Source organism: Deefgea tanakiae (genome assembly GCF_019665765.1).
GTDB lineage: Bacteria > Pseudomonadota > Gammaproteobacteria > Burkholderiales > Chitinibacteraceae > Deefgea > Deefgea tanakiae.
On record NZ_CP081150.1, the window covers coordinates 1,647,769 to 1,663,469 of the forward strand.

Consider the following 15,701-nt stretch of genomic DNA (forward strand, 5'->3'; position numbering starts at 1 on the left):
CACCTTGTCTCAATAGACCAAAACTCCCGACAAACAAGCCAAATATCATCAGGTTTTTTCGATAGTTAGCACAGATTTAATCGATCACTCTCTTGCAAGAAATAAAATACAATCGAAAGGATTGGTAAGCTTAAATCAAGGGAGAGCAACGATGGCGAAGTATCAATTCTTCAAACTAAAACAAACTGCAGGTGATGAATATCGCTGGCTAGATATGGCCCAAAACACGTTCTTGACGCACAAAGAACAACTTGTTGGTCGTGGTTTTGAAGTGATTGGTGATGTTATTTACGCCGATACCGAGCAAGAGGCGATCGCCAAATTTAATAGCGGCATGACCTATCCGCTTGAGGAGTACAATAAATCTTCACCAATTGGTGGCTTATTTTACGCAGTAAAAGGCTTGGCCGAATCAGTATCTGACCGACTGACTAAAAAAAGCCAAGCTTAATCAGCGATGTGAAATGGCGAAAAGTCATCGATCAATCCAAACGCCCTCATCCTGGCTGCGCTTGAAATTAAGCCAGCCAGCCTCAATATATGGCTGATACTGATGCCCCTGTAGGCCCGCATGCTGTTTGAATCTCCCCGCGCTTTTTTACGTGCCCTGCCCCGTTTTGCACAAGACGCACAAGATATCGAAATTTTGCCCTCGACGACTCAATTTCGCACTCACCTCTTGGAGCAAATCTCAGGTGCGAAACAGCGCATCTATATCGCAGCTCTGTATTTGCAAAACGATGAAGGTGGCGCTGAAGTTTTAGCTGCGCTGTATGCCGCCAAAGCACGGCAACCCAAGCTTGAAATTGCTATTTTGGTCGACTGGCATCGCGCGCAGCGTGGTTTGATTGGCGCTGCCGCGCAATCTGGCAATGCGGGCTGGTATCAGGCGCAAGCACAAAGCCAACTGCTAGAAGTACCCATTTATGGCGTGCCGGTGCAAACGCGTGAATTACTTGGGGTATTGCACTTAAAAGGCTTTGTCATCGACGATACGGTAATTTACAGCGGCGCTAGTTTAAACAATGTCTACTTACATGTCGGTGAACGCTATCGAGCAGATCGCTACCATCTGATTCGTAATCAGCCACTAGCCGATAGCATGGTGCATTTTATTCAAGAGGCTTTGCTGAGCCAAACCGCAGTACATCGCCTAGATCGCCCCAATATTCCGAGCACCAAAGACATCCGCGGCACGATCCGGCACTTCCGCCAGCAACTCAAATCAAGCCGCTATGCAGTTCCTGTAAGCAGCAAGAACGTCAGCGGTTTGGCGATTACGCCCTTGGTTGGGGTTGGTCAGCGCAATCCACTGAACCGCCTGATTGTGAAGCTCATTGCCGCAGCAGAGCGCAAGATTGTCATTTGCACACCCTATTTCAATTTGCCGCGCAGCGTGACCAAAGTCATTAAGCAGCAGCTTAAAAAAGGCGTTCAGATTGACATCATTATCGGCGACAAAACCGCCAATGATTTCTTCATTCCCGCTAGCGAGCCATTTAAAACCATCGGCGCACTACCGTATTTATATGAAATGAATTTGCGCCGTTTTGCCAAGGCGCAACAGGCGGCCATCCATGCGGGAAGACTGAATTTATTGCTCTGGAATGATGTGGGCCATAGCTACCACTTGAAAGGTATTTGGATCGATGACGATTACCAATTGCTCACGGGCAATAATCTCAATCCACGTGCGTTTAATCTGGACTTAGAAAATGCGCTACTGATTCACGATCCGCAGCAAGAACTCGCCGCCAGCGCTCAAGTTGAACAAAGCCAAATTCGCCAATATACGCAGCGAATCAAACACTTTGATGAATTAGAAACATTGGGCGACTACCCAGAAAAAGTCAAAAAACTGCTGCGGCGGCTCTCTCGAATTCGGGCCGATCGTTTATTGTCTCGCTTTCTTTAAATCAATGTATATGCTTACAGCCAATGATTCAAAATAGCTACAAGCAAATACCTACTACATCTGCTTAAACTGCGCCGCATGACTACGGCTCAAAGGCAGTGCCGTTGTTGAGTCTTTCAAATAGATAGTCTGCCGACCAAGAATGTCTTTTTCAATTCGATCAATCGTCGGCAAGCAAACAATATAACTGCGATGAATTTGTAGAAATCGCTGTGGATTGAGCTGTGGCAAGAGCTCTTTGAGCGAAGTACGGATCAAAAATCGCCCCTGTAGCGTCACCACTTCGGTGTATTTCTCGGTGGCCTGAAAGTAGCGAACTTCATCAATCGCAATCAAACGCGTGGTATCGCCCAAACTCGCAGTCAGCCATTGCAAATAACTGGGCTGAATCGGGGATGTCAATTCACGACTTAAGCGTGGCCAATCGGGTTTAGGTGCAGCCTCGCGCTGCAAACGCGAGATGCATTGCGCCAGTCGCTCGTTGCTTACTGGCTTGAGCAAATAATCGATTGCACAAGCCGCAAACGCCGCCAGCGCGTATTCATCAAATGCCGTCACAAAAATCACCCGCGTATTTCGCACATTTTCAGCTACTTGCAGCCCCGTCAAACCGGGCATCCGAATATCCAAAAATGCAAAATCGGGCTGCAACTCACTCAGCAGCGACAGCGCTTCAATGCCGTTTTTGGCGCTCGCAACAATATCTAACTCGGGCCACAAAGCCCGAATACGCTCGCTTAATGCGGCCATCAACAGGGGTTCATCATCAGCAATTAAGGCTGTGGGCATCGCATTTATTCCATGCTTTCATAAGGGAAGATCAACTCGGCCATCACACCATGCGGCTGATTGGGCGACAGCACCAGCTCGGCATCAACACCATACAGTTTACTCAAGCGCGCTCGCACATTAGCCAAACCAATTCCTACCTCACCCGCTTGGTTCAGATTAAATCCCAAGCCCGTATCCACCACACGAATTCGCAATTTAGCCCCATCCCGTTGCGCAGCAATCTCAACGCGCCCACCGGCAATCGCTGGCTCTATGCCGTGTTCCAGCGCGTTTTCAACCAAGGGTTGCAGTAACAGCGGTGGCAATTTGGCTTGGCGCAGCTCATCGGGCACATGTATTGCATAGTGTAGCCGCTCACCAAGACGAATGCGCTGAATCGCCAGTAAAGCGCCCACCAAATCAAGCTCTTCGGCCAGTGTGGTTGCCGCTTGCCGCGTGCGTTTCAAGCTGGCGCGCAAATAATCATTCAAATGATTGAGCATGGTTTGCGCCATCGCGGGATCGCTGGCAATCAAACTTTGCAAATTTGCCAAGGTGTTAAACAAAAAATGCGGTTCGATCTGCGCTTGCAGCATCGCCAATTGTGCGGCGGTTTCAGCTTGCTGCGCTTCAGCAGCTAAGCGGCGCTCGACTTCTAATTGGGCACGATATTTCTGCGCATAAAACAGCACTATGAAAAAAGCACTGGCACAAGTAGAGACCAACACGGCAATCGCCACCCAACGCCAAGCAAACTCTGGGGTACGCAGCAAAATAGCCAACACATCTGACGCACCAAATATCGCGCCGAGTTTAAATCCCAGCAAAAGGCTAATCGGCAAAGCTAAGGCCATTCGCCAAGGCCAAGTGATTTTGTCGGCCAGTAAGTAGCCCAAAATGCTATTAACTGCCCAAATACTAAAACCAATGCAATTTGAAATAATCAAATTATCAATGAATGTTGTGCGCTCATCGATCAAGGTTAGCAGCAAGGCGATGACAAGATTAACGCCGAGCATTAAAGGTAAATCAGTACGCCAATTGCAAAACATGATGTCGTGCTGACGAAGTGAATCTTTTTTCATCTCAATTCATTCTCAGAAGAAGTACTTCAGCAAAGCTTGAATGCTTTGCCGCTGCGGCAACGCACCGTACACACTACCCGCGCTACCCTGCTGATATTGCCACTGCAAGGCAAGATCAACCCGAGGAAAATGGTAACGTGCCTCCAGCCAACTTTGCTGACTGTGATCGACTAAATCATGGCGAAACATCCAATTCAAGTCTAAATCTGCGACGAGCGCATCGTTCCACGTCACAAAAGCAAATGCCGCATATTGCGTCGGCATGTCTTGCGCTGAAAAAACATGACTGCGATAAGCCCAATACGCAGCGGGTTGCTGCCCAAGCGCCTGCCAATCGGCCTTACTTAATGCGGCACCATTGTATTGATATTCCAAATTCACTGAAACATTAGCAGGAAACGTATACGTCGCCCCCGTGGCAAGGCGCGAATAAAACCGAGTCGGGCTATCAACTTGCTTAGATTGATTTAAAAGCGAAGCACTCTGCCCACCACTGTATTCGGCATACACACTCAAAGCATCGCTAGCGAGCAACGATAAATTCAATCCCACTTGCGGCGACTGCCCTTGCTCACCAAACACAATCAACTGCGGCGCAACGCCATCACTGATTTTTTGTGTTGCTGACACCTGCCAGCGGTGCCGCGGATTGCTCGCACCAAAGTCCAGTGCAAACGTAGCCGAATCGCGCTGATCAGCGAGCTTTGGCGCAAATAGCGCAGTGATTGCGCCACTATTCCACAGATATTGCCCCCGTATCATCCCTGCACCCAGTCGGTTTTCCCGCAAACTTGACGGCGCGATCGACACGACTGAGCGCAGCGCATCGACTTTGAAAAAATCACTTGGGTTGTAACCCATCGCTACGCCATTGCGCTGGTTAATGCGCCCTAGATCCAGCGCAGTATTGCTGGCCATTTGCCAACTCAAATAAGCTTCTTTTAAGGTATTTACCGTTTCGTGCTGATGATCTTGGCCACTCACATCAAAGCGATTCGCCACGTAAAAGCGTAATTCAGGCGTCAATGCCGTATCGACTTGCAAATCCAGCGACAACCGATCAATAGGTATATCTCCCTGGTCATTATTTAAATTAACACTCCCATACATACCCTCAATAAATAAATTCCAATCTCGCGGTTTCACCGCCGAAAGCGCGGCACTGTCTGCCAAGTTGAGCGCGTCCAGATCATCCGCGAAAACGGGCTGGTAGATCGCCCAAGCGATGAGCAAGACCAAGCAGTTCGCTCGCATCATTCAGCCTTAAATCGCGGCAAAAAATCACGCTGTAACCAGCTTTCAGGTACATCGCGAAAAGCAAAATCACTGCTACGCAGCACCGTCACCCACTGCGGATCAAGGCCATCAATGATTACTGTTTCCGTAGGGCGCTCTTGCCCTAATTGCTGATCAAATTTACGGTAATACGCTGTTTTAAGCAGGCGGTCGCTGGCCGAATAAAATTTGGCTTTAATCGGGCGAGACGTCGAACGATCGACCCAATAATCAATGCGGTGATACGTCACCTCTGGATTTTTGGCGGTCAGTTTCAACAAATAGGCTGTGCGCGTTTTCTTTTCACCATCTTGAATCTCCTCTTCACCGGCCAGCTGAGCGCTGTAATCCACTGCCAAATTCACCGTCATCACATCGCCATTGGCAGCCTGCCCCAAAAGCCGTTGCTGCGGAGAAATACGAATGCTGGCCTTGCTGGCTGGATCAAAAAACCATAAATCAGTACCATTTTTGAGCATCAATTTGCCAGCATCGCGCTGCGGCGCGACAAAGCGAATCAAATTGCGAAATTGCCCACTTTGTTTATCCGCACGCGCGTAAATCGCCAGCGTCGAGGTATCGACTTGTTTACCATTGCGATACTCAATCAGCGTACTAGTCAGCCCAAACGGTTGGTCAGGATTTCGAATCGCATCGCTCGCGCTCAAAATACTTTGCGCGTTGGGGCTGGCTGGAACAGTCGGCGCAGCCCAAACCACCGCGACCAGAAAATGGCTACACACCATCATCAATAATTTAGTCATCAGCGTGCTCCCGATGACGACATGAACGCGGCCGAAAAAAATGATTGATACCGACAGCAATCAATATCAACGGCCACCAAGTCGCCCAAAGTTGACCCAAACTGGGCCAGAAACCTAAGTTATGCGCCAAAAACATCAGACCCAAACCAATCAAAATGAATGCCGGAAAAAAATTCTTATGCATGATTTTCACTCCAAACTCATCAATTAAACATGACGCAAGGCATCAACAATATTCATCTGCGCCGCGCGGCGTGCTGGCCACCACGCCGATAGTGCCGCCACCAGCATCAAACCCACTGCCGTACCAACAATCATCTTGGTTTCACCCCACACCCGCACCGTGAGCGGCACGGCTTCGGTATTACCTGGCGGCATCCAAGTCAACCCTGCGTGATTGATTAAATACGCTAAACCTAGCGCCAAAAGGACGCCGAGCACAGCGCCAATCAATCCGAGCAACAACCCTTCGCAAACAAATAAGCGGCGAATTCCATCCCGACGCACGCCCATAGCCCGCAAAGTACCAATTTCCACCGTGCGCTCCATCACTGCCATGCTCATCGTATTGCCAACGGTAAACAGCACAATCGCGCCAATCAAAATGGCGATAAAGCCAAAAATCGCGCTAAACATGCCGGTAATCTGGCCATAACTTGGATTGAGCGTTTTAAAATCATGCACTTCCAAATTTTCAGCCTTTAATTCATTGGCCAGCAGTTGCGCCAAACGCGCTGAAGCGGCAGGGATGTCGGCGGTGTGTTTCAGCTGCAGCACAATCGAGGTCGCTTTCGGCGCATCACCACCGTAAACGAGTTTTTGCGCTTGGGCTAAATGCAGTTGCACCAAGATGTCATCCAACTCTTTTATGCCATGCTGCTCAGCCTTAACGACCTCCAAGCCCGCTACATTCGGCGCACCATGTACATTCGCGGCCAACAGCTCAATCCGTGGGGACGCATTACTTTCATTGGCAGTTTGATTTTTGGTATTCGTTCCAGCTTCAAGCGCCGATAAATCCGTAATGTCATCGGGTGCAGCAGGGCCAGTCGGTTTCGCGATGCTTTGCGGGCAGTTTTTAACTTTCAGTGGTTCACACAATTGCAATACTCGAGCTACACCCGTACCGATCACGACCGAGTTGTCGGCGGAGCCAGTCAGCGCCATTTGGTACGGTTTTTGTGGGAAGCCATATTCATTCCACAAACGCATCGTATTTTGCTCATCAACAACGACACCCTGCCCTATTACTGTGCGCGATACACCTGCACTAAAGTTGCCAGCAATACCCCCTAGACTTAAGGTCGGCGTTACCACTTGCAGCATCGGTTTCAAAACCGCGTCGTTGCGTACTAACTCAACAATCTGCACGTAATTTTTCATCCCATACGCAGCCGGATTACCACTCCCGTACAAGAAATAATCTTTATGCTGAATCTGTAAATGTCCGCTATCACGAACATAGCCTGTTTGCAGTCCCAAATTAATATTGCCGCTATAACCCCCAAAAATCAGAATCGCCACCGCGCCAATGACCATCGCCAAGAGCGTCGTGAATGAACGACGACGGTTACGCAGCAAATTACGCAACGCTAAAGAGAACGTATTCATACCACCTCCGCACTGCGCTTGATTTCTGTAATCTGGCCATCACGAATCATCACGGCATCATCTGCCGCCGCCAGTACTTGTGGATCATGCGATGAAAAAACAAACGACACCGCCAAGTCACGCTGCATTTGCCGCATCAGCGCAATAATCGCAGCGCCAGTATGGCTATCCAGATTGGCGGTCGGCTCATCGGCCAGAACCAATTGCGGCTGAGTCGCCAAAGCGCGCGCAATCGCCACGCGTTGCCGCTGCCCGCCCGACAACTGCCCCGGTAGATGTTTGCTTTTTTCACTCAAACCCACTGCGTCGAGTAATGTTGTAATCCGTTTTTTGCGCTCATTGGCGTTCACTTTGGCGAGCAACAAGGGATATTCGATATTTTCGTAGGCCGTCAACACCGGCAATAAATTGAAGTTTTGAAAAATAAACCCAACATGACGCAAGCGAAAATCAGCCAAGGCGTTATCCGATAGGCTTTGCACCTTTTGACCCGCAACGACAATTTCACCACTATCGGGCAAATCAACGCAGCCAATCAAATTGAGTAGCGTCGTTTTGCCACTGCCCGATGGCCCAGACAAAACTGTAAATCGGTTCGGTAATATATCTAAATCGATACAGCCCAAAGCAGGCACATCGATACTATCGAGTTGGTAGCGCTTGCTAACTTGGCGCAGGGTGACGGGCAACATGGCAGACTCTTTTGCAAAATGGACACCTGAACTGTATGCCATCTGGATGAGCCAATTTGATGAATGCGATAAAGCGTCGTGAATCGGAGTGAAGCGCTCAAAAACCAGAACGAATGGTTTTTTAGAATAAAAAACGATGATTCATTTAAATCGGAGCCTACACCTTTAATTTCTTACACCATTGAGGCGCTTTTCTGCTATCTTCACTGCCCCTTGAGTGATCAAGGTTCCACCCTCATACCATCTATGTGGTATGTGCCGATTGATTGTCGCGCAGGTATTGACCATGATGGCCCGCACCCACATTGCATTTGCCGCCTTGATGATGGTGGCTTGCAGTGTTGGCATTTTGCAGCGTATGCCGCAAGTGCACGAAGTCGCCCTCGCTGGCGCAGCGGGACTATTGCCCGATTTGGATCACCCCAAATCGACGTTTGGCCGCATCGTGCCGTACATTTCGATTCCGATTGCCAAGATTTTTGGCCATCGCGGCTTTACACATTCCTTGCTGATGGTGGCGGTTATTATCTGGCTCTTGCTCACCTATCGAGAAGAACAAAAAATTCCGATTTTACCGCTGGTGATTGGTTATCTATCGCACATTATTGGCGACTTACTGACGCCCTCAGGCGTGCCACTATTGTGGCCAGTGCGCAAAAAGTTTTCGCTGAATTTATTCAAAGCCGATGGCTGGATGGAGCACCTGATCTATCGCGGCTGTTGGATGGGTGTGGGCTATTTTGTTTGGGTTGCACTGCAAAGGCCGGGTCACGAACTGCTGCACCCCGCACAAGTGGCCATTCAACAATGGCTTTGGCAAGCGCTATCGCACAGCATGATTATTTTAGTCCAATGGGTCAGGATTATGGCCTAAACAGCACCGAGGTATATCGACCTAGACCATTACAAACAATTACTACAGCGCAATACCCACCATGTAAAACTGAGCTTGATTGACTGAAAAAATTGGGAAATTGAATATTTTGGGTAAATCTGAAGGGGTACTCGATTAGCTAGGCTTTATTTATCGAACATTATGCGCGATCAAGTGGTCGACCTAAACCCGATTGATGACTCAAACGACCGTCTGCGCTGTAGGCCATCTCTTGATTTTTTTGTTTGGAGAGCAAACTCATCAAATGATGATTTGCTTCTTCGTGACATTTAACTAATTGCGCATTACTGCGATTGAGCACTTCGGCCAATTTAGCCTGCAATTGCAATTGCTGCCACTGCGCTAAAGCGGAAGAGTCAAACTGCAAAAACTCACTGACATCGCTGGCTGATTTCAAGTCCAAACGATCAGCAACCGCGATGCGCTCGCGAGTAACCACTTCGAGCTGCTGCAAGGCCAGTGTTTTTAATTCAAGAATCGGAGAAATTTGATCTAGATGACGCGAAACCAAAACATCTTGTTCGCGTTGTATCAATGCAACGAGCCGCTCCACTTCGAGCAGCTCAGCTTCAATGGCGTTCAGTAATTCAGATGAATGGCTCACACTCATTAACGTGCCAGCAACTCTTTAACGCTTGATAACAAACCATCGGCGATTTTTTCTGAATTCACGCTAAAGCGCCCTTCGGAAATTGCCTGGCGTATCGCAGCGACTTTGTCCGCATCAAAAGTAGATTCACTTTTGCCGGCACCCGCCACATTAGATAGCTTTGCCGCCAGCGGATTGATAATCACGCTGTCTTTTTCAGCGGCTTGCTCTGCTTTCGCTGTAGCACGCCCCTCAAGCGGGCGGGCAGAAACAGCGCCCAATGCCTTGCCAGAGTTGTCGATTTTCATGATTGCATCCTATGCCATTGAAATGGCGCACATTCAATATATTCCTATTATGCCAACTATCGGCATAAGTTTGAAATTCTTTAGCAATTCAATTGTTTATCAGTAAACGCTAAAACACAAGGCTGCGCTCCAAAACAACATTTAAAAACATGCGCTACGCCCTGCCCTGAGCAATGCGCTATGCTGCAATTTCTACCTCTTTCAGACGGAGCTTATTCAATGCAAGTATTTCAAAGCCGCTTTGGCCAAATTGAAGTCGATCCAGACACCATTATTCATTTCCCGCTCGGCATTCCGGGCTTTGAAGACTGCAAAAACTACAAGCTCCTACATGAAGACAGCGAAGACCCACAAGTGCTGTGGCTGCAATCGCTTGATGATGCGACAGTCTTGTTTACCTTAATCGAAGCCGAACGCCTTGGCCTTAACTATATGCTGACGCTTTCGGACGAAGAATGCGCATGCATCGATCTTAACAACGCCGAAGATGCGAAGTTATTTTTGATATTATCTCGCCCCGAAGGCAGCCCCATCAGTGCCAACACCCGCGCACCGCTGGTCATCAATCTACAAAGCCGCAAAGGCTTTCAAAAACTCGACGTCAAAGCCGATATCGTCTTTCGCAATACCTAATTCTGCAGCCAACCCAAACAGAAACCGCGCCGCACACACCAGAGCATCTTGGAGTGTGGCGAGGCTTGCTGTATGATTCGCCCTTTTCGTGCTAGCCATACCGGCTAGCCGTGCGCGTGCGCTATTTTTCAGTGGCGCTTTTGGAGTATTGGAGCATGAAAACGACCTTCCTCGACTTCGAGCAATCGGTAGCTGAACTCGAAAACAAGATCGAAGAACTTCGCTATGTGCAAGATGATTCGGCTGTCGATATCTCAGTTGAAATTTCGCATTTAGAAAAAAAGAGCCAAGAGCTAACTAAGAATATTTACGCCAAACTCACGCCGTGGCAGATTTCACAAGTGGCGCGCCATCCGCAGCGCCCGTATACCTACGATTACATCGCAGCTATTTTTACTGATTTTCAAGAATTGCACGGTGATCGCGCCTTTGCCGATGACTTAGCGATTGTCGGCGGCTTAGCCCGTTTTAATGGGCAAAGCGTCATGGTTATTGGCCACCAAAAGGGCCGTGACACCAAAGAAAAAATCATGCGTAATTTCGGTATGCCGCGCCCCGAAGGCTATCGCAAAGCCTTGCGCATGATGAAATTGGCAGAAAAATTTAATATCCCCGTGATTACCTTTGTTGATACCCCTGGTGCTTATCCTGGCATTGGCGCAGAAGAACGCGGTCAATCGGAAGCGATTGGTCGCAACTTGTTTGAAATGGCAAAACTGCGAGTGCCCACGATCTGCACCATCATTGGTGAAGGCGGCTCAGGTGGCGCATTGGCGATTGCCGTCGGTGATATCGTGCAAATGTTGCAATACTCAACCTATTCAGTGATCTCACCGGAAGGTTGTGCAACCATTTTGTGGAAAACCGCAGAACGCGCATCGGATGCCGCTGAAGCGCTGGGCATCACCGCCACGCGCTTGAAAACTTTAGGTTTAGTCGACAAGGTGATCAGTGAGCCAGTGGGTGGCGCACATCGAGACTATCAGCTCATGATGGCGGCCATGAAAAAGTCGATCGCGGATGGTTTAAAAAACCTACAAGCTAAATCAATCGATCAACTGCTAGACGATCGCTTTGAGCGACTCATGGAATATGGCAAATTTAAAGAAGAAGCCGTCGCATAATGCGGCGCTAAACAGCGAGGCTTGGTCGCAAGCGCAAGCCATCCTCGCCAATTTTTGTCGCAACGGGGGCCTCAGCCCCCGTTTTCAATCCCAGTCCACCGAACCACCGCGATTGTGCGTTGGTTTTTCGGGTGGACTCGACTCGACCGCCTTACTGCACTGGCTCTCCACGCAGCAAGCAGAGCTTGGCTTCCAACTCAGTGCCGTGCATGTCCATCACGGGCTCTCTGCCAATGCCGATGCTTGGGCCGAACACACCAGCCAAGTGGCTGAGCAATTGGGGATTGAGTGCCCAACAGTGCGTGTGTCACTCGCCAGTTTAAACGGTCAAGGCATTGAAGGCGGCGCACGCAAAGCGCGCTACGCGGTTTTTTCCGAGCAAGCTTGCGACGCCATTTTGCTCGCTCATCATCAAAACGACCAAAGCGAAACGCTACTGATTAATTTGCTGCGCGGCAGTGGTCCAGCCGGCTTGGCCGCGATGCCCGTCACGCGCGCGCTCAACGCACAAATTCAATTGCTTCGCCCTTTGCTGCACATCCCACGCGCTGAGATTTTGCGCTACGCACAAAGCCACAACCTCCAATGGATTGAAGACGAAAGCAATACCAACACCGACTTTAAACGCAATAAAATTCGTCACGAACTTGTTCCACTGCTAGAGGGTATTAACCCCAAGGCAATACCAACCATAGCTCGCAGCGCAATACATCAGTCCGATGCATCGACCATTTTACTAGAACGCGCTCAAGAAGACCTCATTCAGTGCTGCGAGCACGATGCACTGATGCTGGCCGAGCTAGTAAAACTGAGTTCAGCCCGCCAACGCAATTTATTGCATCACTGGCTTGGCACTCACGGCATCACCTTAGAGTTACGTGCTTTTGACGAATTATTGCGTGTAGCATTAACCGCTGTTGAAGACGCTTGCCCAGCGCTAGTGTGGCGCAATGCAGCAATTCGTCGCTATCGCGGCGTACTGCACATCACTCGCGTCAGCCTTGCTGCAGGCCCCGAACAAGACCGCCAATTGGGCGATACAGCTTTTATTGCCGATTGGCTTGGTACGCTGAAATGGGTACAAGACGAACATGGCATTGCCGAGCATTTTTTGGCCAATGGCTACCGCATCGCGGGTCGCTCTGGCGGCGAAAGCTTAAAACTCGCTCACAATCGCCCCACACGCTCGCTCAAAGCCCAATGCCAAGCGCAAGGCATCGCGCCATGGCTACGTGAAACCACACCGCTGATTTACATCAATCAGCAATTCGCCGCGATGCCTGGCTTAGGCGTACACGCCGAGTTTCAAGCGACAGAGGGTCAAATGGGGTGGCTACCTGTTTGGACCCCTAGCCACCCCAATCAGGGTATTCTCAGCTAGGCCATATAAACAATAGCTTAAACAATATACATGCATCAAAACGGAATACATCATGGCAAAAAGTAGCAAAGATCCAGCCGTACCCACGCATACTCCGATGATGGCGCAATATTTCTCGCTCAAAGCAGATCACACCGACAAACTGGTGTTTTATCGCATGGGTGATTTCTACGAATTGTTTTACGACGACGCAGTTAAAGCGGCGCGTTTACTCGACATTACGTTGACCACACGCGGCAGCAGCGCGGGCGAGCCAATTAAAATGTGCGGCATTCCGTTTCATTCGCTAGAACCGTATCTAGCAAAACTCGTGAAGCTTGGCGAATCAATTGCGATTTGCGAGCAAGTCGGCGATCCAGCCACCAGTAAAGGTCCGGTCGAACGCAAAGTGATGCGCGTAGTGACCCCCGGCACCTTGACTGACGCAGCGCTACTCGACGACAAACAAGAAAACCGCTTATTGGCAATTCGCTTTATCAAGGGCAAAATCGGCATGGCGTGGCTGTCACTCGCTTCGGGTGATTTTGCGCTAATGGATTCCGAAGTCGAAAAAATCGGCTCTGAGCTAGAGCGACTACGCCCTGCTGAAATTTTAGTGCCCGAAGGCACTGAACTCGCACTGCTCGATCAATTACGCATTCCGGTCCGCCGCATTTCCACTTGGCAATTTGAAAACGATAGCGCCAAACGCAATCTCACGCGTCATTTTTCCGTGCATGATTTAGCTGGGTTTGGCGTCGAAGATAATATGCTCGCGCTCGGTGCTGCAGGCGCATTACTTGAATATGTACGCAGCACGCAAGGCGGCGCGCTGCCAGCATTGGCGGGCTTGCGCGTTGAAAGTAAAACGCAATACATCGAACTCGATGCGGCAACTCGCCGCAATTTGGAGCTCACCGAGACGATTCGGGGCGAAGCCGCGCCGACCTTATTTTCGCTACTCGATCATTGCGCCACCGGCATGGGCTCTCGCTTGCTCGCGCATTGGCTGCACCATCCACTGCGTAGTCACGGCAAAATTCTCGAACGACAAAATGCGATTACGACCTTGCTCGAACAAGGCACGAGTGAGCACTTGCATCAAAATCTGCGCGAAATCGCCGACATCGAACGTATCGTTTCGCGTATTGCACTGCGCAGTGCACGACCACGCGACTTAGCTAGTTTGCGCAGCAGCCTATTGATTTTGCCAAGTATTGCCGAGCAATTACCGCACAACGGACTATTTCGTGGGCTTGCCGCAGCCCTGCACGCTGAACCAGCGGTAGCGACTTTACTCAGCGCAGCGATTCAAGCCGAACCCGGTGTATTGATTCGTGAAGGCGGCGTGATTGCCGATGGTTTTTCGGCCGACTTGGATGAGTTGCGCAACATCCAAAGTAATTGCGGTGATTTTTTGACCGCACTAGAACAACGCGAACGAGAACGCACAGGCATAGCGACCCTGCGGGTGGAGTATAACCGTGTAGCTGGCTTCTTTATTGAGATTACCAACTCATACCTAGGCCAAGTTCCCGATGATTATCGTCGCCGGCAAACGATGAAAAATGCCGAACGCTACATCACGCCCGAACTCAAAACGTTTGAAGAAAAAGCACTGTCGGCCAATGAACGAGCGCTGGCTTTAGAAAAACAACTTTACGAAACCGTGATCGACACGTTGCAACCCTATCTAGCGGCCCTGCGTCTGGCAGGGCAAGCGGTGGCGACCTTGGATGTCTTGGTGTGTTTGGCGCAGCGCGCCTTTATCGCTGGCTATATTGCGCCGTCGTTTTGCGATGAAGCCGTACTCAATATTGAAGCTGGACGTCACCCTGTGGTGGAAGAGCAAATTGACGATTTCATTCCTAACAGCGCCGATTTTCACCTCGCCCGCAAACTACTGCTGATTACCGGACCAAATATGGGCGGTAAATCGACCTATATGCGGCAGGTTGCGCTGATTGTGCTGCTCGCCCACATTGGTAGCTATGTGCCCGCGCAAAGTGCCAAAATTGGCCGCATTGATCGAATCTTCACTCGAATTGGCGCAAGCGATGATTTGGCGGGTGGCCGCTCGACTTTCATGGTCGAAATGACCGAAACCGCGAACATCCTCAACAACGCGAACGAATATAGTTTGGTGCTGATGGATGAAGTCGGCCGTGGCACGTCAACGTTTGATGGTTTAGCGCTCGCCTGGTCGATCGCCCGCTCGCTGATCGAAAAGAACCACAGCTATACCTTGTTTGCCACCCACTATTTCGAGTTGACTCGACTCGCACAAGACTACCCACAAGTAAGTAATGTGCATTTAGATGCGGTTGAACATAAAGATCGGATTGTGTTTTTGCATGCAGTACAGGACGGCCCTGCATCACAAAGCTACGGGATTGCCGTGGCCAGCTTGGCCGGTGTACCCCGTGATGTCGTACGGCTAGCCAAAAGAAAACTACTCGACTTAGAACAAAATAGTCTAACAAATGGCCCGCAAGCGGATCTCTTTGCTGCTAATAATTATGTAAATGAGATTGATACCGAAATTCATCCAGTTATTGAGGCACTTGAAGCCATCAATATCGATGAACTCAGCCCGCGCGATGCATTGCAGCTGATCTACCGCTTACAAGAACTAATCTAGATCAATAAATGTAAAAATTTACCGAGCAAAACGGCAGC

General features: G+C 49.7%; 16 protein-coding genes. 7 read left to right on the plus strand and 9 right to left on the minus strand.

What is annotated here, in order from left to right; translation table 11 throughout:
- The first annotated feature begins 151 nt into the window (after positions 1-151).
- Both K4H28_RS07725 and pssA read left to right on the plus strand, forming a co-directional pair.
- Entirely contained in the window at positions 152-451 is a 300-nt protein-coding gene (locus K4H28_RS07725) for a hypothetical protein (RefSeq protein WP_221007792.1), read from the plus strand.
- Positions 452-571: 120 nt separating this feature from the next.
- The gene (gene pssA, locus K4H28_RS07730; RefSeq protein ID WP_221007793.1) at positions 572-1,915 is read left to right on the plus strand and encodes a CDP-diacylglycerol--serine O-phosphatidyltransferase; all 1,344 of its coding nucleotides are present in this window, start codon (positions 572-574) and stop codon (positions 1,913-1,915) included.
- A gap of 54 nt (positions 1,916-1,969) precedes the next feature.
- On the opposite strand, the gene K4H28_RS07735 is transcribed toward pssA, so the two are convergent.
- From K4H28_RS07735 to K4H28_RS07765, 7 genes are read right to left on the minus strand one after another with little or no spacing between them, the layout of a single operon-like run.
- Positions 1,970-2,704 (minus strand): LytR/AlgR family response regulator transcription factor, encoded by a 735-nt coding sequence (locus K4H28_RS07735; protein WP_221007794.1) that lies wholly within the window; start codon positions 2,702-2,704, stop codon positions 1,970-1,972.
- A gap of 5 nt (positions 2,705-2,709) precedes the next feature.
- Positions 2,710-3,771, minus strand: a complete 1,062-nt coding sequence (locus tag K4H28_RS07740) for a sensor histidine kinase (protein WP_221007795.1) — start codon at positions 3,769-3,771, stop codon at positions 2,710-2,712.
- A 12-nt stretch (positions 3,772-3,783) separates the two neighbouring features.
- Positions 3,784-5,028 (minus strand): hypothetical protein, encoded by a 1,245-nt coding sequence (locus tag K4H28_RS07745; RefSeq protein ID WP_221007796.1) that lies wholly within the window; start codon positions 5,026-5,028, stop codon positions 3,784-3,786.
- A complete protein-coding gene (locus K4H28_RS07750) occupies positions 5,025-5,810 on the minus strand; it encodes an outer membrane lipoprotein-sorting protein (protein WP_255573654.1) in 786 nt (261 codons plus the stop codon). Before K4H28_RS07750 ends, K4H28_RS07745 begins: the two co-directional genes overlap by 4 nt.
- A complete protein-coding gene (locus K4H28_RS07755; RefSeq protein WP_221007797.1) occupies positions 5,803-5,994 on the minus strand; it encodes a LiaI-LiaF-like domain-containing protein in 192 nt (63 codons plus the stop codon). The genes K4H28_RS07750 and K4H28_RS07755 overlap by 8 nt, the downstream gene beginning before the upstream one ends.
- A 23-nt stretch (positions 5,995-6,017) precedes the next feature.
- Positions 6,018-7,421, minus strand: coding sequence for an ABC transporter permease (locus tag K4H28_RS07760; protein WP_221007798.1), 1,404 nt, complete (start codon positions 7,419-7,421; stop codon positions 6,018-6,020).
- Positions 7,418-8,113 carry an ABC transporter ATP-binding protein gene (locus tag K4H28_RS07765; protein WP_221007799.1) on the minus strand — a complete coding sequence of 232 codons (696 nt, stop codon included), beginning with the start codon at positions 8,111-8,113 and terminating at the stop codon, positions 7,418-7,420. Before K4H28_RS07765 ends, K4H28_RS07760 begins: the two co-directional genes overlap by 4 nt.
- 286 nt (positions 8,114-8,399) lie before the next feature.
- On the opposite strand from K4H28_RS07765, the gene K4H28_RS07770 reads away from it, so the two are divergent.
- The gene (locus K4H28_RS07770; protein ID WP_221007800.1) at positions 8,400-8,987 is read left to right on the plus strand and encodes a metal-dependent hydrolase; all 588 of its coding nucleotides are present in this window, start codon (positions 8,400-8,402) and stop codon (positions 8,985-8,987) included.
- Positions 8,988-9,147: 160 nt separating this feature from the next.
- Here K4H28_RS07770 and flgN read toward each other — a convergent pair whose 3' ends face one another.
- Both flgN and flgM read right to left on the minus strand, forming a co-directional pair.
- Complete coding sequence (gene flgN / locus K4H28_RS07775) at positions 9,148-9,618, minus strand: flagellar export chaperone FlgN (RefSeq protein ID WP_221007801.1); 471 nt, start codon at positions 9,616-9,618, stop codon at positions 9,148-9,150.
- Positions 9,618-9,905, minus strand: a complete 288-nt coding sequence (gene flgM / locus K4H28_RS07780) for a flagellar biosynthesis anti-sigma factor FlgM (RefSeq protein WP_221007802.1) — start codon at positions 9,903-9,905, stop codon at positions 9,618-9,620. The genes flgN and flgM overlap by 1 nt, the downstream gene beginning before the upstream one ends.
- Positions 9,906-10,124: 219 nt before the next feature.
- On the opposite strand from flgM, the gene fliW reads away from it, so the two are divergent.
- From fliW to mutS, 4 genes are all read left to right on the plus strand, one after another.
- Positions 10,125-10,538 (plus strand): flagellar assembly protein FliW, encoded by a 414-nt coding sequence (fliW, locus tag K4H28_RS07785; protein WP_221007803.1) that lies wholly within the window; start codon positions 10,125-10,127, stop codon positions 10,536-10,538.
- Positions 10,539-10,693: 155 nt separating this feature from the next.
- Positions 10,694-11,662, plus strand: coding sequence for an acetyl-CoA carboxylase carboxyltransferase subunit alpha (locus K4H28_RS07790; RefSeq protein WP_221007804.1), 969 nt, complete (start codon positions 10,694-10,696; stop codon positions 11,660-11,662).
- Positions 11,631-13,043 (plus strand): tRNA lysidine(34) synthetase TilS, encoded by a 1,413-nt coding sequence (tilS, locus tag K4H28_RS07795; protein WP_221007805.1) that lies wholly within the window; start codon positions 11,631-11,633, stop codon positions 13,041-13,043. Before K4H28_RS07790 ends, tilS begins: the two co-directional genes overlap by 32 nt.
- A gap of 52 nt (positions 13,044-13,095) precedes the next feature.
- Entirely contained in the window at positions 13,096-15,663 is a 2,568-nt protein-coding gene (mutS, locus tag K4H28_RS07800) for a DNA mismatch repair protein MutS (RefSeq protein ID WP_255573655.1), read from the plus strand.
- Positions 15,664-15,701: the final 38 nt, after the last annotated feature.

Coding starts and splice junctions, on each gene's coding strand:
- K4H28_RS07725 (WP_221007792.1), top strand. CDS start 152: ATGGCGAAGTATCAATTCTTCAAACTAAAACAAACTGCAGGTGATGAA.
- pssA (WP_221007793.1), top strand. CDS start 572: ATGCTGTTTGAATCTCCCCGCGCTTTTTTACGTGCCCTGCCCCGTTTT.
- K4H28_RS07735 (WP_221007794.1), bottom strand. CDS start 2,704: ATGCCCACAGCCTTAATTGCTGATGATGAACCCCTGTTGATGGCCGCA.
- K4H28_RS07740 (WP_221007795.1), bottom strand. CDS start 3,771: ATGAAAAAAGATTCACTTCGTCAGCACGACATCATGTTTTGCAATTGG.
- K4H28_RS07745 (WP_221007796.1), bottom strand. CDS start 5,028: ATGATGCGAGCGAACTGCTTGGTCTTGCTCATCGCTTGGGCGATCTAC.
- K4H28_RS07750 (WP_255573654.1), bottom strand. CDS start 5,810: ATGACTAAATTATTGATGATGGTGTGTAGCCATTTTCTGGTCGCGGTG.
- K4H28_RS07755 (WP_221007797.1), bottom strand. CDS start 5,994: ATGCATAAGAATTTTTTTCCGGCATTCATTTTGATTGGTTTGGGTCTG.
- K4H28_RS07760 (WP_221007798.1), bottom strand. CDS start 7,421: ATGAATACGTTCTCTTTAGCGTTGCGTAATTTGCTGCGTAACCGTCGT.
- K4H28_RS07765 (WP_221007799.1), bottom strand. CDS start 8,113: ATGTTGCCCGTCACCCTGCGCCAAGTTAGCAAGCGCTACCAACTCGAT.
- K4H28_RS07770 (WP_221007800.1), top strand. CDS start 8,400: ATGATGGCCCGCACCCACATTGCATTTGCCGCCTTGATGATGGTGGCT.
- flgN (WP_221007801.1), bottom strand. CDS start 9,618: ATGAGTGTGAGCCATTCATCTGAATTACTGAACGCCATTGAAGCTGAG.
- flgM (WP_221007802.1), bottom strand. CDS start 9,905: ATGAAAATCGACAACTCTGGCAAGGCATTGGGCGCTGTTTCTGCCCGC.
- fliW (WP_221007803.1), top strand. CDS start 10,125: ATGCAAGTATTTCAAAGCCGCTTTGGCCAAATTGAAGTCGATCCAGAC.
- K4H28_RS07790 (WP_221007804.1), top strand. CDS start 10,694: ATGAAAACGACCTTCCTCGACTTCGAGCAATCGGTAGCTGAACTCGAA.
- tilS (WP_221007805.1), top strand. CDS start 11,631: ATGGCAAATTTAAAGAAGAAGCCGTCGCATAATGCGGCGCTAAACAGC.
- mutS (WP_255573655.1), top strand. CDS start 13,096: ATGGCAAAAAGTAGCAAAGATCCAGCCGTACCCACGCATACTCCGATG.